The sequence below is a fragment of the Flavobacterium gyeonganense genome, assembly GCF_029625295.1.
Taxonomy (GTDB): Bacteria; Bacteroidota; Bacteroidia; order Flavobacteriales; family Flavobacteriaceae; genus Flavobacterium; species Flavobacterium gyeonganense.
The window spans coordinates 478,805-502,771 of sequence record NZ_CP121112.1; the positions used below are offsets into that span (position 1 = coordinate 478,805).

General features: G+C 33.7%; 18 protein-coding genes and 1 pseudogene. 6 read left to right on the forward strand and 13 right to left on the reverse strand.

Going from position 1 to position 23,967, the window contains the following annotated elements:
* Nucleotide 1 precedes the first annotated feature (1 nt).
* The 11 genes from P5P89_RS01910 to P5P89_RS01960 form a co-directional block, all read right to left on the reverse strand.
* Complete coding sequence (locus tag P5P89_RS01910; RefSeq protein ID WP_278010497.1) at nt 2-352, reverse strand: hypothetical protein; 351 nt, start codon at nt 350-352, stop codon at nt 2-4.
* A 35-nt stretch (nt 353-387) separates the two neighbouring features.
* On the reverse strand, nt 388-2,367 hold the full coding sequence (locus P5P89_RS01915) for a lysozyme family protein (protein ID WP_278010498.1): 1,980 nt from the start codon (nt 2,365-2,367) through the stop codon (nt 388-390).
* Between the two features lie 119 nt (nt 2,368-2,486).
* Nucleotides 2,487-2,843, reverse strand: a complete 357-nt coding sequence (locus P5P89_RS01920; RefSeq protein ID WP_278010499.1) for a hypothetical protein — start codon at nt 2,841-2,843, stop codon at nt 2,487-2,489.
* Nucleotides 2,844-2,876: 33 nt separating this feature from the next.
* On the reverse strand, nt 2,877-3,239 hold the full coding sequence (locus P5P89_RS01925) for a PAAR-like protein (RefSeq protein ID WP_340696538.1): 363 nt from the start codon (nt 3,237-3,239) through the stop codon (nt 2,877-2,879).
* A gap of 298 nt (nt 3,240-3,537) precedes the next feature.
* Nucleotides 3,538-4,440, reverse strand: a complete 903-nt coding sequence (locus P5P89_RS01930; protein WP_278010500.1) for a hypothetical protein — start codon at nt 4,438-4,440, stop codon at nt 3,538-3,540.
* Nucleotides 4,427-7,102, reverse strand: coding sequence for a peptidoglycan-binding domain-containing protein (locus tag P5P89_RS01935; protein ID WP_278010501.1), 2,676 nt, complete (start codon nt 7,100-7,102; stop codon nt 4,427-4,429). Before P5P89_RS01935 ends, P5P89_RS01930 begins: the two co-directional genes overlap by 14 nt.
* 12 nt (nt 7,103-7,114) lie before the next feature.
* On the reverse strand, nt 7,115-7,609 hold the full coding sequence (locus P5P89_RS01940) for a DUF4280 domain-containing protein (RefSeq protein ID WP_278010502.1): 495 nt from the start codon (nt 7,607-7,609) through the stop codon (nt 7,115-7,117).
* 81 nt (nt 7,610-7,690) lie between these two features.
* Entirely contained in the window at nt 7,691-8,764 is a 1,074-nt protein-coding gene (locus tag P5P89_RS01945; protein WP_278010503.1) for a LysM peptidoglycan-binding domain-containing protein, read from the reverse strand.
* 24 nt (nt 8,765-8,788) lie between these two features.
* Nucleotides 8,789-9,739 (reverse strand): TssN family type VI secretion system protein, encoded by a 951-nt coding sequence (locus P5P89_RS01950; RefSeq protein ID WP_278010504.1) that lies wholly within the window; start codon nt 9,737-9,739, stop codon nt 8,789-8,791.
* Nucleotides 9,740-9,741: 2 nt separating this feature from the next.
* Nucleotides 9,742-10,668, reverse strand: coding sequence for a type VI secretion system baseplate subunit TssG (locus P5P89_RS01955; protein WP_278010505.1), 927 nt, complete (start codon nt 10,666-10,668; stop codon nt 9,742-9,744).
* A gap of 1 nt (nt 10,669) precedes the next feature.
* Entirely contained in the window at nt 10,670-11,311 is a 642-nt protein-coding gene (locus P5P89_RS01960; protein WP_278010506.1) for a C40 family peptidase, read from the reverse strand.
* A 305-nt stretch (nt 11,312-11,616) separates the two neighbouring features.
* On the opposite strand from P5P89_RS01960, the gene P5P89_RS01965 reads away from it, so the two are divergent.
* The 3 genes and pseudogenes from P5P89_RS01965 to P5P89_RS01975 all read left to right on the forward strand — a co-directional run bounded on the left by P5P89_RS01965 (nt 11,617) and on the right by P5P89_RS01975 (nt 15,124).
* The gene (locus P5P89_RS01965) at nt 11,617-12,237 is read left to right on the forward strand and encodes a PKD domain-containing protein (protein WP_278010507.1); all 621 of its coding nucleotides are present in this window, start codon (nt 11,617-11,619) and stop codon (nt 12,235-12,237) included.
* A 77-nt stretch (nt 12,238-12,314) separates the two neighbouring features.
* Nucleotides 12,315-12,668: a hypothetical protein gene (locus P5P89_RS01970; protein WP_278010508.1), complete on the forward strand. Its 354-nt coding sequence runs from the start codon at nt 12,315-12,317 to the stop codon at nt 12,666-12,668.
* A 6-nt stretch (nt 12,669-12,674) separates the two neighbouring features.
* Nucleotides 12,675-15,124, forward strand: a pseudogene (locus P5P89_RS01975) (AAA family ATPase).
* 67 nt (nt 15,125-15,191) lie between these two features.
* On the opposite strand, the gene P5P89_RS01980 reads toward P5P89_RS01975, so the two are convergent.
* The gene (locus P5P89_RS01980) at nt 15,192-16,793 is read right to left on the reverse strand and encodes a Na+/H+ antiporter (RefSeq protein ID WP_278010509.1); all 1,602 of its coding nucleotides are present in this window, start codon (nt 16,791-16,793) and stop codon (nt 15,192-15,194) included.
* 396 nt (nt 16,794-17,189) lie between these two features.
* Here P5P89_RS01980 and P5P89_RS01985 point away from each other — a divergent pair, with 396 nt between their 5' ends.
* Nucleotides 17,190-17,369 carry a hypothetical protein gene (locus P5P89_RS01985; protein ID WP_278010510.1) on the forward strand — a complete coding sequence of 60 codons (180 nt, stop codon included), beginning with the start codon at nt 17,190-17,192 and terminating at the stop codon, nt 17,367-17,369.
* A gap of 32 nt (nt 17,370-17,401) precedes the next feature.
* On the opposite strand, the gene P5P89_RS01990 is transcribed toward P5P89_RS01985, so the two are convergent.
* Nucleotides 17,402-18,169, reverse strand: coding sequence for an XRE family transcriptional regulator (locus P5P89_RS01990; RefSeq protein ID WP_278010511.1), 768 nt, complete (start codon nt 18,167-18,169; stop codon nt 17,402-17,404).
* 86 nt (nt 18,170-18,255) lie between these two features.
* Here P5P89_RS01990 and P5P89_RS01995 point away from each other — a divergent pair, with 86 nt between their 5' ends.
* Nucleotides 18,256-18,873: an alpha-ketoglutarate-dependent dioxygenase AlkB family protein gene (locus P5P89_RS01995; protein ID WP_278010512.1), complete on the forward strand. Its 618-nt coding sequence runs from the start codon at nt 18,256-18,258 to the stop codon at nt 18,871-18,873.
* Nucleotides 18,874-19,176: 303 nt separating this feature from the next.
* Nucleotides 19,177-23,967: a hypothetical protein gene (locus P5P89_RS02000; RefSeq protein ID WP_278010513.1), complete on the forward strand. Its 4,791-nt coding sequence runs from the start codon at nt 19,177-19,179 to the stop codon at nt 23,965-23,967.

Sequence of the window (23,967 nt, forward strand, 5' to 3'; positions counted from 1 at the left end):
TTTAATAATTTCTTCTTATTTCTGTAACAGTATAATCATGCATCCCTCCAAAGCTCTTTCCTGATAATAATTTGTTCTCTAATAAATATAATTTATTTTTTTCAGCTGTTCCCTCGTCTAATGCTTTAGATCCTACATCAAAAAAACGATAATAAACTTGGCCTTTCTCACAACCTTTTCCAACAATTACAAAAAAATGTTCTGTAGCTTTATGTGTATTATATGTGCTCTTTCTTAAATTATCGTCAAGTCCTACCACAATTGGATTTCCTAGTTTTAACTGTGAGTCAAGATAATCCAATCCTTTTTGAGTATCTTTTGCTACTAAAGAAGTATTCTCTTGATCTGCCATAATAATTCTATTCTGAGGATAACCACTGTTATTTTTCAAACCATATTTTGCAAGTATGTCAATACTTGCTTGCCAACATTCACTCGGATTTGGTGAATCCAATTTTCCGATTTTGCAATATCATAATGATTTTCATTACACACTGAACAAATTTGTCCGTGTTTTTCACTTTCTTCACAACAATTATATCCAAGCTCTTGTAGAAATCCTTTCTTCAAATGAAGTGGGCTTTTGTCAGCCAATTCTTCTTTTAAAAATTTATTATAATGTTCTAAGCAATCAACAATTGGAGTTGCAGATTGCAATTCTCCATTTAATTTATAATGACTATGTGTTTCGTCTTCGGGTAAACTTGCCCATATGAAACACCCATCTTCTTGAATTGCCTTTTTTATATCATTTTTTATAATCTTTTCTAATAAATTTGGTCGCTGCTTTTTGGCAATTAAGAGGCAAATTTTATCTTGTGATTCAGCATTGTAGTTAGAAATATTATGCTTTTTTAAAATGTCAAACTTCTCAGTATATTTACCTGTTTTCCTTTTATTTACAACTTCAAATCCAGATATTTCCCACCATACATATCGCATGACTTGGTATGCTCCCGCCGCAGATGAATCTCCATCATATATTAGTTGAGGGTGTGTACTCAAATCCGTTATTTTATGATTATTATACGCTGTAGTATATGCTTGCTCGAAATCATGAGGAATATATATTGTTTCTTTTTTATTGTAATCATAAGATTTTATTAATTCTCCTGTTCCCTCACCTACTCTCAACATTCTCATAAACGCTCTTACTCGTGCTTCGCATTCACATTTCTTCCCAATCACAAAATATTCCCCATCTCTTTTCAAAAATTCCTTTTCGTGTTTTAAAGTATCACCCTGGCATTCGGCTTTTAACCAAAGACTTTCGGCTTGTGTTTTGTAAGTATCAAAACTAATCGTGTCACCACTAATGTAATCTTTGCTTACTAACGCTTTTTCTACATCGTCTGCAAAGGCTGTTTTTCCGGCTGCTATTTTGGTATTGCCTTGTTTTCCTTCTTTTGCATTTTTTAGTATTATTGCTGCAAATTTCTTTTTGTTGTCATCTGTAATAGTTGTTTTTTCACTTTTAAATGTATAGGTATAAGCTTCTTCTTTTTTTCCTTTAAGCAGTTTTTCTTTCCATACTTTTAAATCTTCATCGGCTTTGGGGCGCAATTTTACCTTTACCTTTGCGATGCCGTTTTCAACAGTTGCTTTTAGTATGGTAAGTTCTTCTCCATTTTCTTTGGCTTCTAAGACAGTCAAATCTGCATCGGTTTCACCTAAAACAGCATCTTTTTCTTTTATTTGAATCGATACTTCTTTTCCATCTAATAAAAATGTTTTTGCAACCACATATACTTCCTCTTCCAGTGGTGCACTATTGATTTTTTTGTATTCAGCTCCTAATTTGCATAAATTAAATGTTATGGTAGCATCTTTTTCATACGATTCTTCTACAAGAGCATTTTTAATATCATCAAGTTTTGCATATTTTTTATCTGCTTTGACTAGTTCGTCAACTTTACTCTTAATGATACCCGCAATTTTATTCTTATCATATTTGATATTAGGATTGGCAAATTTATACTCGTGCTGGCCATCAATCACTGTGGTTTCTTTTGTAAATTCTTCTTTAGCAAAATAAGCAGCAAAAATACCTTCTGTTCTCACTACTTCTACTGCAGGGATTTCAGCCACTGTTAAAGGAGCTGTGTTAGTTGGTATTTCAAATTCTGGTATCGTAATTATACTGTTCCTTTTTATTATTTTAAACGAAAGTATTTTGTCACTTCCACTTGCATTTTTAATATACTCATTTTCAATATTAATTACTTTTACATAAAAATTTTCTAAAGTTTCAGGTAATCCTGGGAATTCCCTATAAAAGGACTTAATTTTGAACTTCCCTTTGAAAATTCCATCAGTACAATTTTCTTTTATAGTATCTATAAGTTTAGAACCTTTTTGACTATACAATTCTAATTTTAATGTATCACCATTTAAACCCTCTGTTTCTAATGTAATAAATAAGTCCTGTCCATAATTTATTTCACTATGATCTGCTGTATTTTGTTTTTTACTCCAAGAGGCAGAAGTTATTTTTTTTCACATTTACCAAATACATATACCCCAGTATTTCTTGGATCATGTTCACCAGATAAACTGGTTTCTAAGTAGTAGGCATAATTCCCACATAGTTTTTTAGGAAAGGTAAGGCCATAAGGTTCTCCTGCTGGTTTTCTTGTTTCTTTAAAACTTTTTATCTTATTATGATCCATCCACAGCCAGTTGATATTTCTTCTTTCTTCCTCAGTAGTTTCATTAAACCATTCGCCAACGACAAAAGAAGCCTCTTGATTTGGATTTATACAAATTATATCGCCACTATTATAATAATGGTCAAATTCCAAGCTGTTTGATAACTTCTTTATTTTTTTTACCCCTTTTGCCATTTCTATGTTTTTAAAAAATAATGAAATTACTTTTTAACTATATAATATTCCTTCGTCTGTATGCTCCCTTGCAAATAGATTTTCTATATCTACCATCGGGTTTATTTGATTTTGGACTTCCGGTTTGGCATTCTTTACATTCTGTTCACTTACTTCTGCTTTTTGTCCATGTTTGTCAACAGTAATGCAATCAGCGCCTCCAATAGGACAGGTTGCTTTACTGTCTTCTAGTAATATTTTTCCTTTATTAGACAAGGTAACTTTTTCATAAAAACTACTCCATTTTGTAATTACTGCCTGACACAGCAGGTAATCGCCGCTTCCGTTGGGCTGCATTTTACATTTACCAAAAGTATTTTTCTCTAATGTCTGTCCAATTTCTTTATCGGTTGCTATGAGTTTATTTGCTGCATTCCTTCAGCTAACAAGAACATCTCCATTCTTGCTAACTGAGGCTTTTCTTTTCAATACGTCAAGGAACTGATTATTTATAAGTATTATTACAAATCACTATGAAAGTGAATTTACTTATTACATTTTTCTAAGATTGTTTCAGAATTATAATCTTCAATTATCTTCATCATTTTTAAATTTTTTTCTTCTTATTCTTATTTAGCTGCTTCTAGTTTGAATATTTTTCTATCCTTTTCATTAGATTATAAATGAGAATTGTATATCAATGGGTTTTATTTTATTAGGACTTTTTAACTATTTTTCCATCATTCTCTAAAATATAGCTATTTTTTAAAGTAGATTTAGAGCTTATGGTTTTTACTATGATATTATATCCTTCATCAATTGAAAATGATGTTACTTCTTTTTCATTAAAATTTTCTGGTTCATACCATTCTCCTTCAACATATAATTCTCCCATGACAATATTATTTTTAACACTTATTAAATAATATCTATAATTAAAATCTCCACAATCTTGAGGCACTAAAATAATAGTAACATCCCCTTTATTTGGAAGCGATAAATATCTAAGCTTATTTTCTCCACAATTGTATTTTTCAATTCCTTTAATTGAATTACAATTAAGAAGATTATATTTCACTGTTTTAATATTAATCACCTCATTATAAGGTAATTTCACTTTACTCATTTGAAAGCAACTAATCTTTAAATCATTACTAGGAATAAGGTCATTATTAATGATAGCTCCAAAATTTTTAAAAGAATCCTGAGCATCAGGCATAAGTGTTTTTAAAATATCTTCACTTTTTCCTTCAAATTTTATATTATCTAATTTATTGTCATTATCATAATAAAAAATATAAGTTTCATAATAAGTATCTGACAATGCTTCATTAATATACATTTTTACATTAAATTTTACTTTTATTGTCTTATCTTGTTTTGTTACATCCTCTGGCGCGTAATTCATTGCACAGCCTGAGCCACAACTTATCACAAATGATTCATTAGTATACCTATTTCGTTCATTTAATGGAGCTGAAACAACTTCTTTTTTCTGTACAATTTTAGTAGTATCCTTAATAGATGCTATTTCTATTTTGGGCTCATTCTTTTTACATCCTATTATAAATATTGACAATAATAGAATAGAAGTTATAATTTTTTTATTTGTTTGCATTTTTTGAATTTATTAATGTTTGTTTTATTTGCTCAGGACTGATATGTGCTTCGTTTAGACCATCGCCCGCATAATATGATTCTCCTCCTTTAGCGTATCTTTTAACAATGATAGTCTTCCCTTCTTTTTTAACTGTTTTATCACTTATACGTTTTCCTACCTCTACACCTATACTCGCCCATTCTTTTGCCGAATCATACATTGCATCTTCTACTTCTCCACTTTTTTCAAGATAGGCAATAATTTTAGGTCTCTTAAGATTAATCAGATATTCATCGAAAATTTTATCTTGCATTTCTTCATTTAATTTAAGATTTATATCTAAAGATAAACGAGTAATTGCATCATTTAGAGTAATTGGTATTAATTGATATCTACCTACAGCAAAAACATCTCTATTTTCTTGTTTATCTTGAATCTCTTTAATAGTAAGATCTACTACTTTCACATTATCTATGACCTTTAATCCTCCTTTAGTTTGATTGCATTTATTGTAATTATTGCCTGATTCATGGTTCGCAATTAAATTTCCAAATTCACTGTGTGACCATTTATATTTGCTGACAGTACTTTTATTTTGCTCATTATTCTTCGATCCTCGTAAACAATTACAAGTATCTTTAAAACCTAAATCCTTTGCCAATTGTACTATACTTTTACCATCTAATTGACTTAAAGTCTTTATGAAGTATTCATTTTTTAAATATTTTTGAGAAAACTCCCTTACATCAACATGAACCCATGATACTGCGCCTTTCTCAGTTGATTCTAAATTAAAAATATCATTTTGACCAGGTTTCCAGTCCCATTTCGCTCCTAAATATTTATTAAAAATTTTCTCCCGTATTCTTTCAACATCTGGAATACTTCTTGCTCGTTGTCCGGTACTTATAAAGTTATAATGAATATCTAAAGCTTTTCCACAATGATTTGTCGTTTTTGTAGATAAGTAAATGGGGTGATTGTGACATCTATAACCAGAATCTATCCATTTTGTTTTATAATCTAAATGTTTATCTCTATTAATGTAAAAAATAGAAGCCCGATAAGCACAAACTAAGCTTCTGTGAATTCCTGGATACTCATATTTTCTGTATGGTTCTAAAACAGAACTATTCTGATATTCATCTGAATTTCTTCCATTGCCATACCCAGTACAAGTACCACATTTACATTTTATCTCCTCAAAATTTATAGGATATTTTTTTTGAAATTCATCAATAGCTTTTAAAACATTACCACAGACTTTACCAGTTTCAGGAACTTTCATATAATCTCGCTGAAATTGTTTGATCATTTTTTCAGTACGATCTGTAAACTTATCAGTAGGTACATTCCCGCCAAATCCCGCTAAACGAATATTTATTTCTCTTATAAGTTCACTATTTGGAGATCCTATTTTTATACAAAATTTTTCTCCACAATTTTTCCCTTCATTACCACTTCCGCTACCAATCTTCGCAACCTTATTAGTAACTTCAATTGGATCTGGCTTAAACACAGTAGCATCAACATTAACAATTTTACTTGGTTTAGTTTGTTTAGTTTGTATTACTTCAACATCTGCATATACTTCCTGTTCTGCGCCTTCTCCCCAATAACCTCCACCTTTACTTCTCGGGATTTTATTAAGATCTATTACTACAGAATATATGTTTGACCTAATAATGAATTTATCATTGAATAATTCATCATCTGAAATCCCGTCTTCATCATATAATTTCAAGCGAATTTCTTTACCAATCAACCCTTTAGAATCTATCCAAACCTTAATTTGCTTTTCCTTAAAAGTCCCTTGTATTTTATGTCCGGCAGTATCTGTAAGATGTACATTCGTAATTTCTGCCTTCGTTTTTGGTGGCTGCGCGGAAGAACCTGATGTATTAGTCTTTTCCTGTACAGGTTTTTGTACCGCTGTTTTGGGCTGTGCAGGCTGTTGTACAGGTATTTTCCTCTTATACGGTGCTACAGGTACTTCCAGATCATTTACATTAACATTATTACTCGCAATTTTTTCTTTATTAAAATCTGTTGTTACATAATATTCATGTACTTTACCTTCATCTTTACTCTTTCTTGCAATTTCTGCAATACTGGGTCTTAATAGAAAATTGACATCTGCTTTTCCATTTTTTACAACACCTGAAAGTGTTTCTATTATATTTTTTGTATTTGCTTTATCATGTCCGCTACCAACTGCATCATCCTCCCAAAGCGTAACGTTTACTTTACGTTTCTCCATGTGCAGACAGTGAACTCTCGCCTTAAGCGTTTGCCCATACGATAACGGTTTTTGAGGCTTTTTACCGTTTTTATCCAGTAATTCAATACTATCTATTTTTGGTTTTTCGGCCGGATGTGATTTTATATTTAGACGAGCTACCTCATCTCCTCTTCTTGCTAAAATACGGATACCTTTTCTATCTAAACTTTTCTGAAAAAAGGTATATGATATTTTTTTTCCTGTTTTATCATTTTCTTTTGTCTTGCGCCATCTCCCATTTTCTAGAATATATATTTCCCATTTTACAAGCTGCTCAAAACTATTATTAGAAGCTGAATTTTGAAAAGGCAAAATATTCGGTAAATAACTATTTACATAATAAAATTCTTCCTTTCCTACAATAGGATCCGGATTTCCAATTATTTTAAATTCTGACATACTATTTTTATTTTATTTACAAATAGAATCACTCTCTTCTAAACTCTCTTGAAATTCACCTGTATTAACCAAAGGATTTATCTGGTTGCTTACCTGCGGTTTCGCTTTTTTTGCATTTCCTTTGCCTGCCCCTGCTTTCTGCCCGTGTTTATCTACTTCTATACAATCCGGTCCTCCAATAGGACAGGTTGCTTTGCTGTCTTCCAATAATATTTTTCCTTTATTAGACAAGGTAACTTTTTCATAAAAACTACTCCATTTTGTAATTACTGCCTGACACGGCAGGTAATCGCCGCTTCCGTTGGGCTGCATTTTACATTTACCAAAAGTATTTTTCTCAAGCGTTTGTCCAATTTCTTTGTCTGTTGCAATGAGTTTATTTGCTGCATCTTTATCATTTGCATAATGTTTCTGCTGAGATTTTACCTTTAGTGTATCTTTTTTTGGTTCAACACTAAACTTACATTTTAACGTAGCCCCTTGTACTACTAGGTGTTTCTCACTCATGGCTTTACCTTTTTGAAATATTAAATGTCGTTCTTAATTCCTTTACCTATTCTATTCTCTAATGTTTATTACATTTAACTATCAATTTAATTCTTTTTGTTTTTCTAAAGACTCTACCGATATTGAAATCTTTATTAGATCATCATAGTCAATACTGCATTCCATTTTTATCTTTTCAATCCAATATGAATCCTTGTCCAAAAGATATGTTGCATTATAATATCCTTTCCTAGGATCGTATCCAAAATTGGCTTCAGATTCACTGTCTTTATAATCTCCTTTTTGTTCCACCTTCACTAAATAAGATTCATCTAAAAAGGGATCAATCTTTTGTTCGACTTCAAATAATGATTCCTCATCTTTTTCTAACGGAAAGGAAACATTGTTTTTAAATTCATAATTGGCTGTGTAACCTATATGTATAGCATTAAAAAAAACTCTCAAAAAATAATCTGAAGCCAGTGACTTCAACAATGTATCTATATTTTCTAATGCACATTCCGTATGGTCAATATAAATTTGAATTACTTCACCTTCATAATAATCCAGAATTTCTGTTTTTACTCCTTCCCAACGGTTTATAATTTCACTATAGTTATGAACATCAATCCATTTACCAGACTCGTCAACCACTATTTCCAAAGGATATAAAACTTCCGCTGTTTTTGCTGCAAGTTCATCCATAACAGTATCCGGTATTTCGTTATTGATATGGATAGACTGCCTTCTTATTTCAAACAGATGAAATTTATTTTTATCCGATGCAAGCCATTTTACACCTACCTCCATTTCAATAGTGTCAATCTGATCACCAACCTCAGTGGTATATTGTACTTTGTATTCTTTACTAATTTCCTGAGGCAGAAAGGGTAATTTATACTCTTTACCTAAACTAACTTTTTGTTTTGTTTTTACTTCTGCCTCTAATATTTCAGCTTCACTTTTTTCCGGAGCCAAAATCAAAAACTCCAAATGTCTTTTAAAATCTGCTTCGATTAGATCAGGAATTTCACAATATATATTATGATACCGTCTGAGTTCACTGGCAGCAATACCAAGTTCAAGGGAAACACTCTCCAGAGTATCTCCTTTTTTAACTTTATAAGTACGGTGCCTGCCGTGAAATGAAACTTCTGCTTCTTCTATATAATACATTTGTTCAGATACATCTAAATTTTATCAATTCATTCCTGCATTTGCACCGTATACAAATTCAGGTTCTTCTGTTTTATCTTTTTTGGTTATTTCAACCTTCTTTTCTTTTTGTCTTTTACAGATAATAACCGAGTTCTCTGTGATACCATTCATTCCTAATGTATATTTTGCATCTACGTATCGGGCTGCCTGATACCATTTTGGCTGAAGAAAAAATACCCAATTGCAATTTTCTCCTTTATATTTCAATTGTATCTTACTCTCGGCATTGTGTTTATTGTATCCGGTAACGGTATGATAAAACAAAGCACCAAAATCAATTCTTACCGGCCCTTTTGATCTAAGTGAAGTGTAGGTTTCACTATCAGCATCTTTTTGAATCAATAAAGTAATCAGTAAAAGGTCTTTCATTTCGACATTCTCTATAACCGGAAAAGGGTTTTCTCTTTCCGGAATTTTCCAGGTAACGTATTCTTTTGGCGGAATCTGCAGCATATAATTGAACACTGCATAAACGCCAGTTGGAACTATAAAAACCAGAAAGTGTGAACACATCAAAAAAGTAAGTCCAATACCGCTTAATGCTGTATAAATGATAATGAACAATACGCTTGAATAAAGCATGATCAAACATGCAAACAACAATTCATTAGCAACCAGCTTTTGATTAAATTCATTAAAATAAATGCGGTACAAGTAAACATGAAGCGTTCCGAATAGTAAAGAAGCTATCTGGTAAAAAAGGAATTCATCTGATACTTCAGTAAATAATTTATTGTAGCCTAAAAAACCAACCAAAGCATAAATAAGTACAGCTGAGAAAATATAGATATAAAATTTCTTTTTATATTTTACTGCAAATTCTTTTACTTTATCACTAAAAACCATTGTAAGCAAAATACTTACGGCTATAATTACAACCAAAAATACAATGAGCCTGACGTCAATAAGTGCTCCTAAATGCTTTTTTACCATTTCTACAATCGTGTTGAATAGCCCAACACAGGCTCATTATTAAAATTAAACTTTTCTGTTTCGTTGTTTATCAACAATACTATTTTTACCTCTACTTCCATCGGAAAAAAATGTTCGCAAAAGCAGTCTATAAACTTTTTTATATCTCCTTCATTAATATAATTATGAAAGGGTTTATTAACTATCGGTCCAATTTCTATGGTTACATTCATAGAATAATCCGTATAATTTTTTCCGCTGATAAAATCGACTCCTAATCTGTTTTCGCCTAATATAATCTGCTCTCCTTCTTCACTAAGTTCTTTTGATGTTGTGGTTTCAAAATTCACTTTTTCTTCTATAATCATTGATAAACATTTACATGCCAAATCAATATCGCCAACAATTTTATACGCATAAGGCAAAAGCCGAATAAATTTTGAAACCAACACTGCCGGATAAATATGTGGCAGACCCCAAAAATCATAGAAAAACTCTAACGACTTACCTGAATTAAGTTTATATAAAAAATCTCTTTCTACACTTTCTATTTTGGTTTTGTAATGAAAAATTTCATTCTCAAAAGGGCTAAAAAAATTACGTGCTTCAGCTTCCTGCTTTTTCTGATGTTTATGTTCCCTGATCATCTGCTGAACAGATTTATCAGCGTTGTTCTCTTTTAAACTATGAATATATCCTTCGGGCAGCGTATCATAAATGCTGTCTCTCGACAAGAGTATAGTAAGATATTCACGTTTATCGTAATTATCATCCTTAATCCCTGCTCCTAAAATATCACTTCTGAAAGCCCGTGAAAACTGCCCCTGATTAGAAATCATAATTTCGTCCTGAGCAACAGCAGTATTTTCCAAAAGCTCATTAGCGATAACCTCAGCCCTTATATCGTCTGAAATATTCTCTATTTGCCGAACAAGATCTTCAAGATTCATATTATTTTTTCTTTGTGTCCTCATTGATTCTTCCTGCTCCTATATATCGCAACTGAAAATATTCGTCGTTAAAATTGTAAATCGCCATTCCCTTGCTTGTACATGCCAAAATCCTGTCATTATGGAGGTATATCCCAACATCTGAAATTGGATGATCCTTATCGTATCTGAAAAAAACCAAATCTCCTTCTGCCAAAAAGCTTCTTCCGGTAAAAATCTGTATTGATTTTGATTTCCACATACCGGCTGGGTCTTTAGGAAGCGTAACTTTATAAACTTCACTATACAGTGACTGAACAAAATAAGAACAATCAACGCCTGTGCTGGAAAAACTTTTTTCTTTATAAGGCGTATTTACCCAAGGATCTATGTATGAATATAATTTGTAATTCGTAATCTTATTTGGTATTACGCCCAGCACTATAGAATATTTTTCTTTTAAAGCCAATGTAGCATCACTTAAATTTTCTGAATTATCATTTACAACTGTTTTATTGCTCAAACCTGAATCCTCCATTTTAGCTTGCTTTTTCAATGCTTCCAAAGAATAATCATATTTAAAAGGAACCTGAGAAATATATTTCTTACTGCTACATCCTATACCAAACAGTATTATGAGCACTAATACAATTGTTTTATTCATAAAAAAAATACTTATTGTTATGCCATGTAATTGATGGCAATGATAAAATCATTTTTAACTTATTAATCTTTTCGGATCAGGAACTGACTGAAGTGGTATTTGTCAGTTGATATGTTTTTTTAATCGTGAAATAATTCCTTTCACAAATATTGAGGTCGCAAACCTAAGAAATTATTTTGTAAGAATTGTTATGAAATTTATAAAAATTTACGGTATTTTTTTTACAATTTTAAAATAATAAAAACTATTTTTGCCAGCGTCTTTATAAAAAATATCTTACTTAATTATTAGCCACTAAAAAAAAGATGAATAAAAAAAATATCGATATCAGGGTTGTGTTTTTCTTTGTGATCCTACTATTAATTGGAATTATTGCTTTTTTAATTCAATTTTTTAACCACGTTGACTGTGAAGATGTACGGTTTTATGTTTTGGCAGAAAACCCAAGGACCGAGGAATCGATTGAGTTTTTTGATAAGACACCAAATGCAAAATCATGGAAATGGGATTTTGGGGATGGATCAGAATCCGATGTAAGAAAACATACCTTTCACGTTTATAAAAAACCGGGTAAATACCTAATTACCTTAACCATAAATGGGGAATGCATCCATAATAAAGAAATTACAATTAAAGATAAATACTTAACTGATAAAATAGGAACTCCTAAAATTATTGTTTCTAAAATTATTACTGCAGGACAGCCTACCTATTTCAATTCAGAATCTGAAGATGCTAAAACCTGGGAATGGGCTTTTGGAGAAAATAAAGGCATTGATGATACCTCTGCTAATCCTGTTTACACCTTTTCTACACCAGGTGAAAAAACAGTTACCCTTGTTGTTAACGGAAACTTTGGTACAGTTGCTAAGAAGATAATTTATGTACATCCCAAAGTAATAAAAAAACAAATCCTCTTAATATAACTTCTTACGAATTCGAAAAAAAAGCAGAAGCTTTTTCACTGCCTCGAGGTGCTGCAAAAAAAGACCCTCTTGAAGACATGCTGCAATATGTACCCGTAGCTCCTAAAACCAGAACACAAAAAGACAGTGTTATAGCAATTAAAAAAGCACCTAAAATATCCGAAGACCAATTTGAAATCTTACTTAACAAAGTGGCCGAAGGAAGTAAAGTAAAAGATGATTTTTCAGAATATTTATGCGATGATTTAGACATTCCAATTGTGAAAAACGACACAGATTTATTGACATTTTCTCAACTATGTGCCTCCATTAAAGGAAAAAAAATAAGAATCGAATCTATTCGTCTTAACAAAGACAAACAAAATAATTGCATCAAAGGATTAAATATTAGTTATAAAGTAAAAAAATACCTGATCTGGTCTAAAGATTAAATAAGGATGGAAGAAAAAAATATTTTCAGTAAAGAATTACTCAGTGCATTTGAAATTGCTAAAAAAATTGCTAAAAACAATTCAAATAAATTTTACTCTGCATCACATTTGCTAAAAGCCATCCTGAACCGGGATTTATCTCTATTAAAACGTCTTGAGGCTATAGGCAAGGATGTTTACTATCTTGATGAATGGGCAGAAGTCCGTATGGAGGATGAACCAAAAACAACAAATATATCTGATTCTGAACCAAGTGATCTGATTGATGAAATTATAAAAGAAGCAGAATCGGTACGTGTACTTTTAAATGAAGATGACATTAGTCTTTATGCGATATTGGTCGCTTTGAGCTCGCCGGGAGTTGGTTTTAATTTCGACCAAATGAAGACGTATCCTATTTCCAGAAACGAATTATTAGAAAATCTTGCAATAGCTGAACCTAGCGTTAACATTCCTCATCAGGAAGTAAAAAAAGGTTTCCTGAGTAAATATTGTATCCACAAAAATGCTGAAAAAAGAAAAGGATTTTGGCGATTGGCCGCGAAACAGAGTTAAATACAATGAAGGAAATCCTGTGCCGATTTTCTAAGCCTAATATTTTATTAATTGGTGACAGAGGTATCGGAAAATCAATTTTAATCGATACACTTGTTCAAAATGTAATTACAAACCAGGTCCCTGAGGTGTTAAGTAAAGTGCAGCTTTTTGAATTGGATTTATCCACACTAATTGCAGGTGCATCTTACAAAGGAGAAATCGAAGACCGCTTAAAAAATTGTATTCAGGAATTAAAACAATTTCCTAAAGCAATATTAATTATCGAAGAAATCCATACTCTACTGGATAAAAACGGAGGAGACTCGGGTGTATCCAACGTGTTGAAAGGCGAATTATCAAAAGGATTAAATATCATTGCTACTTCTACAATTGAAGAATATTCCAAGAGAATTGAAAAAGAACAGGGACTTTCCGGAATGTTTGAAATTGTAAAATTAGAAGAATCTAATGATGAAACGTTATTCCGAATGATTCGCGAATCGATAAAACCCTATCAGGAGCATCATAAAATTCAAATTGATAACGAGACCATTACAGAATCAATCCGATTATCAAGAAGGTATTTAAAAGAGAAAAGCCTGCCGGAATCTGCCATAAACCTTATTGATCATACCATGTCCGTTCTAAAGACATCAGGTGAAACTTATTTAAAAGAAAAACAATCCCTTTTGGATAAATTATCGCTTTTGAAACAGAATGACAATGATTTACCTGAAGAGCAGTTGCTAAAAGAATACCAATGGTTTCTTTCTGATCTGACTCGTAAAACAACATTTTTAATGATTGCAGATGATGAAAATGAACCACAAACTTTTCAAACTTCTGAAGCTATCCTTAAACATATTGAAGGCCTTATCAATATCCTTGAAGAGAGAGCACTTGATAAACGTATCCATATTGAGGCTTTTGATTTATCGCTTATAATTGCTCAAAAAACCGGTATTCCTGCCGGTAAATTAAAAGAAGAAGAAAAACAAAAACTGAACAACATTGAAGAAGTCCTAAATCGCAGGGTAATTGGTCAGGACCATTGCATTGCAACAGTTGCAGGATCAATTTTAGAATCTAGATCCGGATTGAGCAAAGCAGGACAGCCTATTGCATCCTTCTTCTTTTTAGGACCGACAGGTACGGGGAAAACAGAATTGGCCAAAAGTCTGGCGGAGTTTCTTTTTCAGGATGAGAATGCGATTATCCGTTTTGACATGTCTGAATTTAAGGAAGAACATTCAGCAGCCTTGCTTTATGGAGCACCTCCGGGATATGTAGGTTATGAAGAAGGCGGATTACTGGTAAATAAAATCAGGCAAAAACCGTATTCTATTGTTTTATTTGATGAAATCGAAAAAGCGCATGCCTCTGTTTATGATGTCTTCCTTCAAATTATGGACGAAGGAAAATTACATGACCGCCTTGGAAAAGAAGGCGATTTTTCAAATGCCATTATTCTTTTTACTTCAAACATTGGGTCAGATCATATTGTAGAAAATTTCAATAATGGTCAGATTCCGGGTTCATCTTCGCTAATGGAAATCATGGCTAATTATTTTAGACCGGAATTTTTAGGACGATTAACTGAAATTGTACCTTTTGCGCCTATCAGTAAAGAAAATGCTTTAAAAATATTTGAAATCCACCTCAAAAAAGAGTTTTCTGATTTACTTCAAAACATGAAAATCGAAGTTGAAATCCCGATGGAAACTAAACTCTATCTTGCTGAAAACGGATATAATGCGAAATACGGCGCAAGACCCATAAAAAGCATCATCAGAAGTCATTTGCGAAGACCTTTGGCAAAGAAAATAATTTCTGGTGAAGTGAAAGATGGAGATAAAATGATTGTTGCTATGGAAAATGGAGAAGTCAAATGGGTTAAAGAAGATATCTTGATAGTATAAAATTTTAAAGCATGGTTTCTAAAATCATGCTTTTTTATTTAAATATTTTAAAGATAGCCAGCACCGACTACTCTTCATACATCTCCATCCATAATCTCGTTTCTTCCAAATCCAGTTCTTTTTCAATTTTTCTGAAAATTTCCTCGTTGACAGCACCTGATTTATGCATCGACTCCAGTTTATTCCTTTCTACATTCAGCAAATCGATTTGAAGCTTCGTAAAATCATTGAAGATCTCACCTCCTATCAGATTTCCTTTTCCGAAAAAGTTGGCAGGAAGTTCCGTTTTCTGGAGACGATTGAATTTTACTTCATATTTACTTTTAATATTGTGGAGTAAGTCGTCATTGATCAGTGAGAAATTATCTTCGATATGGGTAATGGTCTGAGAAACGATTATATTTCGAACCTCATATTCTTCTGCAAGAATGGAGTATTTTTCAATTTTCAATTTTTTTATCAGCCATGGCAAACTAAATCCCTGAATAACTAAAGTAGAAAGTATGACACAAAATACCAGATAAATAATGAGGCTGCGTAAAGGAAATTCATCTGTTTTGTTCATCATCAGCGGAAGTGCCAAAGCAGCTGCCATCGATACCACACCCCGCATCCCTGACCAGCCGAAAATAATCATGTTCCGGTAATCGAATTCTTCCTGAAGACGAATCTTTTTACTAATTATCCTGGGAAGCAAAGCTGCGGGAATCACCCATAAAAAACGCACCACAATCACGGTGACACTCACCAGAAAGCCCCATACAAATAACGACCAGCCGGAATAATCTTGAATTCCTGACATAATCTGGCGCAACTGCAAACCAATTAAGACAAAAATCAATCCGTTTAAAATATTGGTTAAAACATTCCAGATTGTTCCTGTCATTATCCTGCTTTCATGCGAGAAAATCGTACCCGATCTTGCGGAAAGAAAAAGCCCGGTTGCTACTACTGCCAGAACCCCCGAAGCTTTAAAATGTTCTGCAATTAAATACGAAGCAAAGGGCGTCAGTAATGTTAAAGTAGCTTCGATAACTTCATCGCACACAAACCTTTTATGAATAAAACTCATTATGTACCCCACAAGCAAACCAATAGCGATTCCCAGAACAGCCATCACGACAAAATTCAATCCTGCCTGCCATAATACAAAATTCCCGGCTGTAATAGCTGTCAGCGCGTATTTGTATGCCACCAGACCGCTGGCATCATTTAAAAGACTTTCACCTTCAAGTATTGCAATCAATCTGGGATGTAAACCCAGTCCTTTTGTGATTGAAGTTGCTGAAACCGCATCAGGAGGAGAAACAATTGCTCCTAAAAGAAAAGCTAACGGCCAGGAAATATCATCAATAAGCATATGGGCAACAATTGCTACCGCAACGGTTGTAAAAAGTACTAAACCCACTGCAGCCAAAGTAATAGGCCGAATGGCTCCTTTAAAATCAGACCAACTGGTGTACCATGCCGCATGATATAAAAGTGGCGGAAGAAAGATAATAAAAACGACTTCAGGACTTAGGGCAATTACCGGAAGCCCGGGGATGATACTAATAATAAGCCCACAAATTACCAGTACAATAGGAATGGGGAAATTGTATCTTTTGCTTATGAGGCTCAAGAATGCAACCCCAAATAGTAGCATAATAATTATGGTAATATTTTCCATTTTACTGTTGTTGGTGTATTATTTAAGAGCACGAATATACTATTTTAAAACTTTGGGCACTATTCGTTCAAAATTTTATTTAAGAAGATAATTTGTAAAATAAAGTAATGCATCTATGTGATTTCGTATGTTAACTGACGTTCAGTATTTACAACTCGCCGGGAATACTCCCCTATGTATTATTCTGGGTCATTTTTTCCAGATTAGTTCTGTTTTAATAGAATTCATTTATTACTCCTTCCTTTACCTTATAATTTGATAACAAAAACAACCTTATCTTATAAATGATTTAGTACTGCTGCTGTTATTTTTGAATTTCCAGAGTTGGTCAATTTAATTAATGAAATCAACGTAAAATGTTTTTAAAATACAACTGTCAAATTAAAGATACATTATATGAACTCCACTTTTAAAAAAAATCAGGAAGTACGCCAAGAGTTTGGCGGTCCTGTCATGAAGGTAATTGGCTTTGAACCTGAATTGATTGAAAATGTTATTACCCAATGGGAAGATGAGGAAGGGACTATCATAACCGGAAAATTTATGGAATCTGTACTTGTAGCGGCAGTTGAGTAACCCGAAGTAAAATTCTGCTTTACATCATCTACTTATCCTTTATTCTTCCGTATTTCGTTTACTTCTCTCTTTACATCTAAAATTAATTCTTTCAGGTCTTGAATTTCATTCAATTCCTGTTTTTTGTCTGTGCGCCCTATATTGCAGCGGTATTCCCAGATTTCGATAATATCTGAGAGTCTGACTTCATAATTTGGATAGAAATTATTGTCTGATTCTAAAACCAAAGCGTTTTTTTTATTTTTATTGAGGCGTTTATATACCATTCCTTCATTTTTAGTAATGAGTATATACGTTTTGCCATCCTGTACATCTCCCAGCCTTTCTACATAACGTCCTACAATAATACTTCCGTCTTCGTGCGGTGGCATTGAATCTCCTTCAACAGGAAACCCCCTGTGTTTGCCCGGCCCGAGAAAAGGAAGCGAAATCTGCTGGAGGCTTTCAATATATTCCGGATCCGCGTATCCATTAAGATAGCCTGCTTTTACTTTTTGTGTTACGATTTCAATAAAATTTTCCCCTCCATGATCTACGAGAATCGGCAAGACCAATCTGTTGCTTTCGAGTTTCAGTAACTGCTGCATATCGATTTTTCGGATATCGACCGAAAGCAGTAAATCAATACTCATGTGATAATATCGGGCTATTTTCTTTAAGATTTCATACGGAGCCTCAGAAGTACCATCTTCATATTTAACATATCTGCCTCTGGTAATCTGAAGATTCTCTGCTAATTTTTCCTGCGAGATTTTTTGCCTAACCCTTAAAACCCTGATGTTATCTGAAAATAAGGACATAATCTATTTGTTACAATTTATAACCACAAATATAGAAAAAATTGTTATTATCTGTATTAATTTTGTATATTCCAAAAACAATGAAAATGACGCTTTTCAATGATACCGAATTGTTTTCGAGCGGTACAGGAGGCAAAAAACAGTTTGATGTTCCTGATGCTGACCTGCTTTTAATCGACAATTTTTTTTCGAAAGAAGAGTCTGATTATTATTACACTACCTTACTTCATCAAACGCAATGGCGTGAATATGATATGCCTATGTATGATAAAGTAGTTACCGCCCCCAGAATGATTTCGTGGTACAGCGACGTTAATTTAGATGCAACTGAATCCAGTCAAAGCTGGCCGAGTGAACTGCAAGTCATCAGAGAACGTGTAGAAAAAGAAACCCATATACTGTTTAATGCCGTACTGCTTAATCTTTACCGTAACGGAAAAGATGGTGTGGGATGGCACAGCGACAAGACAAAAAGCAGCAACAAGGACATGGACATTGCCTCTGTTACCTTTGGAGAAACCAGAATGTTCAGACTGAGACACAAGTTTAGAAAAGAGATTCCGCAAATTGAGATTCCGCTGCATCATGGCACCTTTTTAATGATGACAGGCACTACAAACAGTTTCTGGCAGCATCAGGTTCCTAAAACCTCCAGAGATGTACTACCTAGAATTAACCTTACTTTCAGGAGGATTCTTAAATAATTAAGGCACACAAAAACCTTACTAAAGCTCTACTTTTGACGATACTCCAGTAAAGAAATAAATGTTTATAACTTCCATTTACACCTCATAAAACTGCTGTATTCTATGATATAACACTCTATAATAGCATTTTTATACCCTTTTATTAATATTAAAAAACATGTTAAAAAAAAGTTTAAATTCTCTATTTTTTCCTGTTAAATTTATTTTATATTTGACCGCCGTAAAATCTATTATAATAAGTCTTTCTCTACAAAACATATTGTTCAAAGAATCACTTGATATCACTTAACCTGTTTGCAATTGAAAAAAACTACCCCAAAGTTCACTTATTTCTTTTTTTATATTATTTTATTTATCATTTCTGGCACTTTTGCCCATGCAAATGATACTATTACTGCTCAAAAAAAACAATCTCTTTTATTAAAAAATATATCGCAAAAAGAGATTCCTTCCCTTAGTCCGTTTTCGATATCGGCACCAGCAGAAAGTGAATTTACCAGTTCTTTTATTCAAAGCCATTTCCCAATTACGACCCAAACCAGCAATGACCTAGGCAAGGCGATGTCTACCTGTGAAGAAATTGACAAGAATATGAGCCTCCTGACGGATTTTCTGGAGCCCAAAAAGCTTTCGACACTGCCATTAGGAATCAAAAAAACTATTGGCGGCATACAATACCTTTTAGGAATCAGCAATGCCAAATTTACTCCGGAATATACTGAACTGACCGCTTTTGTAAGGATTACTCTTCCTCAAACTGATGAAACAGGGAAACAAAAGCAGTTATTTTTTGGAGCCAATAATATCAAACTTTCCCATAAAGGCGGCTTAGTTGGTGCTACTAATCTGGTTTTACTTGGTGATGTCCCTATAAAAATCAATGGTGAGAATTTGTTGCTGATTTTAAAAGGCGGCATGGAAATGTCGACCGGCGAAGTAAAGAATAAAACTTATGTAACTATAGATTGTAACGGCTTTAAGGAATTGGGACTGGAAGCTGATGTTGTTTTTTCGAGAAATTTATTAGAGCCTGTCGATGCCAGTTACAATCCTCTTCCTGCTGAAAAAAGAGTTCAGGCTTCTTTTAAAACTATTGTATCGAACTGGAATGATATTTTAGTAGAAATATCACTGCCTACTTTTCAACTGACCAATTATAAAGGAACCTGTTTTGAACTTAACAAAGCCGTAATTGATTTCAGCGACCTTCATAATTCCAGTTCTATTGTCTGGCCCAAAGATTATCAAAAAGATTATCTGGTGCCTGGAAATGAAAATTTATGGAGAGGATTATTTGTAAGTTCGTTAAAAGTAGTCCTTCCTTCCCAATTCAAGGAGAAAGGAACCGATAACCGACTTACATTTAAAGCAACCAATCTGTTAATAGACCGAATGGGTGTTTCCGGAAATTTCTCTGCCGACAATGTTCTGGATTTAGGAAAAGGCAGTGCTGCAGGATGGCAATTTTCTGTTGATCATATTGAAATGGAATTCAGGGCAAATTCACTAATGCATGCCAAATTTAACGGAGCTATTGTTTTACCGTTGTCTGATAAATCCAAAAAATGCGCAGCTAAAACACGTGGTGAAATTGCGTATAATGCCCTTATTAATCCTGTTGACGATGAATATTTATTAAAAGCGGAAGTAAGCGAAAATGTCTGCTTTCAGGCGTTTAAAGCTACCGCTCGATTTGATAAGGGATCTTACATCGAGTTAAAGGTAAAAGAAGGCAAGTTTTTACCGAAAGCTTTTTTAAATGGAAGCATTACCATAAAAGGAAGTAATAAGCCAAATGCTGATCAGGAACCGGAAGCTTCCGGGCCTACATTATCTTCAATGGGGCTACCGATGGCACAAGCCACACAAACTAAAACCACTACAACAACTCCAACTCCAGTTCAAACAGTAGATGAAGATGAAGATGAAAAAGGTGCCGTTGCTTTTCAGGGCATCTTATTTCAGGATTTAGAATTACAAACGGTAACCCCCATTTTCAAAGCGAAATACTTTGGCTATAAAAATGAGGCTGAAACCGATCCTAATTCTTCTAAAGTAGCCAATTTCCCAATCACGATCCATGAGATTGCACTTATAGCTGATGATGCATCCGCATCCCTAAAAATAGATTTGTCTGTTAATTTGATGAAAGATCAATTTAGCGGGCGAACAAGATTTAATGTCGTAGGTAAATTTGGAAAAGACGACGGCATACAAAAGTGGAAATTTTCTCATTTAAAATTTGAACGTGTAGACATTGCTGCTGACTTAGGCGGTATGAAATTCAAGGGAAGCATTGAGATAATGGACAATGACCCTGTTTACGGCAAAGGTTTTAAAGGATCGCTAAAAGCTGATTTTTCAGGAGGAATATCTGTTGAAGCCAATGCTATTTTTGGTTCTACCACTTTCAGGTACTGGTATGTAGATGCTATGGTGGATAACCTGAATATTCCTGCAGGTGCGATAACTTTTAAAGGCTTTGGCGGAGGTGCTTATTACCGAATGAAAAAAGACGGTTTTAGCAACCGATTTGCTGCTTCAGGCTCTAATTATGTTCCAGATTCCGAATCCGGTCTTGGGGTAAAAGCCATGATTAAATTTGCCGGAACTGCTACTGCCGATGCTTTTTGGGGAGGTGCCGGTTTTGAAATCGCTTTTAACAATCATGGCGGTCTTAACAGAATCAGTATTTATGGTGAAGGCCATGTAATGCAGCCATTTGAGATACCGGGTGCAGAAGAATTGCAAGGCGCTTTAAAAGCTGTCGCAGAAAATGAAAGCCTTATGTCAAAAGTAGCTTTAGAAGCTCTAAAAACATCAAATCTATCAGAAGCTGCGGCTACGTTGTATCCGAATGATGTAAAAAGTTCTATGGGAATCAATGCTTTTGCTGCTATTGAATATGACTTCAGAGCCAAAACTTTACATGGCTCATTTGATCTATATATTGATACACCCGGTGGTTTTATAAAAGGTCGAGCATCCGGAAATAGAGCCGGATGGGCTGTTTTACATTTTGGCCCTGATAAATGGTACATCCATATGGGAAAACCGACCGACCGATTAGGTATTAAATTAGCCATAGGATCAATTGAAGTGGAAGCCGGTGGTTACTTCATGCTGGGTGACGATATTCCGGGAAGTCCGCCGCCACCTGCTATTGTTGCACAGCTTTTGGGAGTAGATGCTTCCAAACTGGATTACATGCGTAATGAAAATATGATTGATGCAGGAAGAGGATTTGCGTTTGGTGCAGATTTTAGCATAAAAACAGGGAATTTAAGCTTTTTAATGTTTTACGCTAATTTTCAAGCCGGATTTGGATTCGATATTATGGTAAAAGATTACGGAGACGCTGAATGTAAGGGTTCCGGACAAATTGGCTTAAACGGTTGGTATGCAAATGGGCAATCTTATGCATACCTTCAAGGGGAACTGGGCATTAATATCAAATTGTTTTTCGTACGCAAGAAAATATCTATCATAAAGGGAGGAGGCGCTGTTTTACTACAGGCCAAACTACCAAACCCTTTATGGATACGCGGTTACATGGCCGGTAATTTTAGTATTCTTGGAGGAGCGATACGAGGTAGTTTTCGATTTAAATTACAGTTTGGAAAAGAATGTGAATTTATAAATGCAGATCCATTGGCAGGATTAAAATCTATTGCTGACATTACGCCAACTGAAGGATCAAAAGATGTAGATGTTTTTGCGATTCCGCAAGTTGCCTTTAATATGCCTGTAGATAAAAACTTTACACTCGAAGATGATAAAGGAACAAAAACATACCGACTCAAACTTGAAGAATACACAATAAAAAAAGATGGTGTTCCGGTTATTGGTACCATAAGCTGGAATAGTACAAAAGACTTATTAAGTTTTAATTCCAGTGAAGTTTTACCTCAGAACTCTAATTTAATGATAACTGCAAAAGTAAGTTTCCAGGAAAATGTAAACGGTACGTGGAAAACCATTATGGATGAAGGCCAGGTTGCTATGGAAAATGAGGTTCGAAACTTTACTACAGGTGTAGCACCTAAAAACATCCCGGTAAACAATATTGCTTACAGTTATCCTGTATTTGATCAGAAATATGTATATCAAAATGAAAGTAAGGAAGCTTATATCGTATTGAAACAAGGTCAGACTTATTTATTTGAATTAAAACCTGGTCAATCCCAACAAGCCTTTTATAAAACCGGAAATAAAACAACCAACACCGCTATCCGATATAATTCTGATTTGAAAAAAGTAATTGTTGACTTACCTGTGTTAGAACAGGCAAAGCCTTACAATTTATCGTTAATGACACTAGAAAAACAAAATGAAGCCAATGGTAATTTAACCGAAAATTACCAGACTCAAAATCTGGCGGACGATAACAATGTGGATGTAAAAGACAATGAACTTAAAGAAGTGGTTTCCGGTGCAGAAGCTATTGAGTTGGTACAATACAACTTTAACACCAGCCAATACAATACTTTTCAGGAAAAAATGGCTGCAAAAAAACCTAAACAAACATTAGTGGAAATTATCTATTCTGATGTACATGCTTTACAATCCTTAAACAGTTCTACTGAACCTTTTGATGAAGCAGAACTTATTGGTAATTCGAAAACTTTATTTCAACCACTTGTAAGCACAGAAGCTATTTTAGACAACAGTTATTACAACAATGAGATTTATCCTCTTATTTATCAGGGATATCCTCTGGAAGCTGATTTAAAACTGAATAAAAGCAGCAATATTGCTTTGGGCGTCCCTCCAGTAAAAGGTGTAGAAACGATGGCCTGGTATCAGGATTATATTTTTAACAACCCTACAAGTTTCATGATTAAAGAATATCTGCCTTATCGCTACAACCTGCCTTTTTACTATAAAAATGATTTTATTGATTTAAGATATAAAATCGTAAATAAATATCTGAATACCTCAAATCAGGCTATGATAGCGAAATATAATTATATCATTAACGGTGAATTTCCATATTTAAAAAAAGGCAATTACAACATTAAACTGAATTATACACTTCCCGGAGGTCAGGCAGGAACGAGTTCTATTTTTACTTTCAACAAATCAAATTAA

Coding starts and splice junctions, on each gene's coding strand:
- P5P89_RS01910 (WP_278010497.1), bottom strand. CDS start 352: ATGGCAGATCAAGAGAATACTTCTTTAGTAGCAAAAGATACTCAAAAA.
- P5P89_RS01920 (WP_278010499.1), bottom strand. CDS start 2,843: ATGGCAAAAGGGGTAAAAAAAATAAAGAAGTTATCAAACAGCTTGGAA.
- P5P89_RS01930 (WP_278010500.1), bottom strand. CDS start 4,440: ATGCAAACAAATAAAAAAATTATAACTTCTATTCTATTATTGTCAATA.
- P5P89_RS01935 (WP_278010501.1), bottom strand. CDS start 7,102: ATGTCAGAATTTAAAATAATTGGAAATCCGGATCCTATTGTAGGAAAG.
- P5P89_RS01940 (WP_278010502.1), bottom strand. CDS start 7,609: ATGAGTGAGAAACACCTAGTAGTACAAGGGGCTACGTTAAAATGTAAG.
- P5P89_RS01945 (WP_278010503.1), bottom strand. CDS start 8,764: ATGTATTATATAGAAGAAGCAGAAGTTTCATTTCACGGCAGGCACCGT.
- P5P89_RS01950 (WP_278010504.1), bottom strand. CDS start 9,739: ATGGTAAAAAAGCATTTAGGAGCACTTATTGACGTCAGGCTCATTGTA.
- P5P89_RS01955 (WP_278010505.1), bottom strand. CDS start 10,668: ATGAATCTTGAAGATCTTGTTCGGCAAATAGAGAATATTTCAGACGAT.
- P5P89_RS01960 (WP_278010506.1), bottom strand. CDS start 11,311: ATGAATAAAACAATTGTATTAGTGCTCATAATACTGTTTGGTATAGGA.
- P5P89_RS01965 (WP_278010507.1), top strand. CDS start 11,617: ATGAATAAAAAAAATATCGATATCAGGGTTGTGTTTTTCTTTGTGATC.
- P5P89_RS01970 (WP_278010508.1), top strand. CDS start 12,315: ATGCTGCAATATGTACCCGTAGCTCCTAAAACCAGAACACAAAAAGAC.
- P5P89_RS01980 (WP_278010509.1), bottom strand. CDS start 16,793: ATGGAAAATATTACCATAATTATTATGCTACTATTTGGGGTTGCATTC.
- P5P89_RS01985 (WP_278010510.1), top strand. CDS start 17,190: ATGAACTCCACTTTTAAAAAAAATCAGGAAGTACGCCAAGAGTTTGGC.
- P5P89_RS01990 (WP_278010511.1), bottom strand. CDS start 18,169: ATGTCCTTATTTTCAGATAACATCAGGGTTTTAAGGGTTAGGCAAAAA.
- P5P89_RS01995 (WP_278010512.1), top strand. CDS start 18,256: ATGACGCTTTTCAATGATACCGAATTGTTTTCGAGCGGTACAGGAGGC.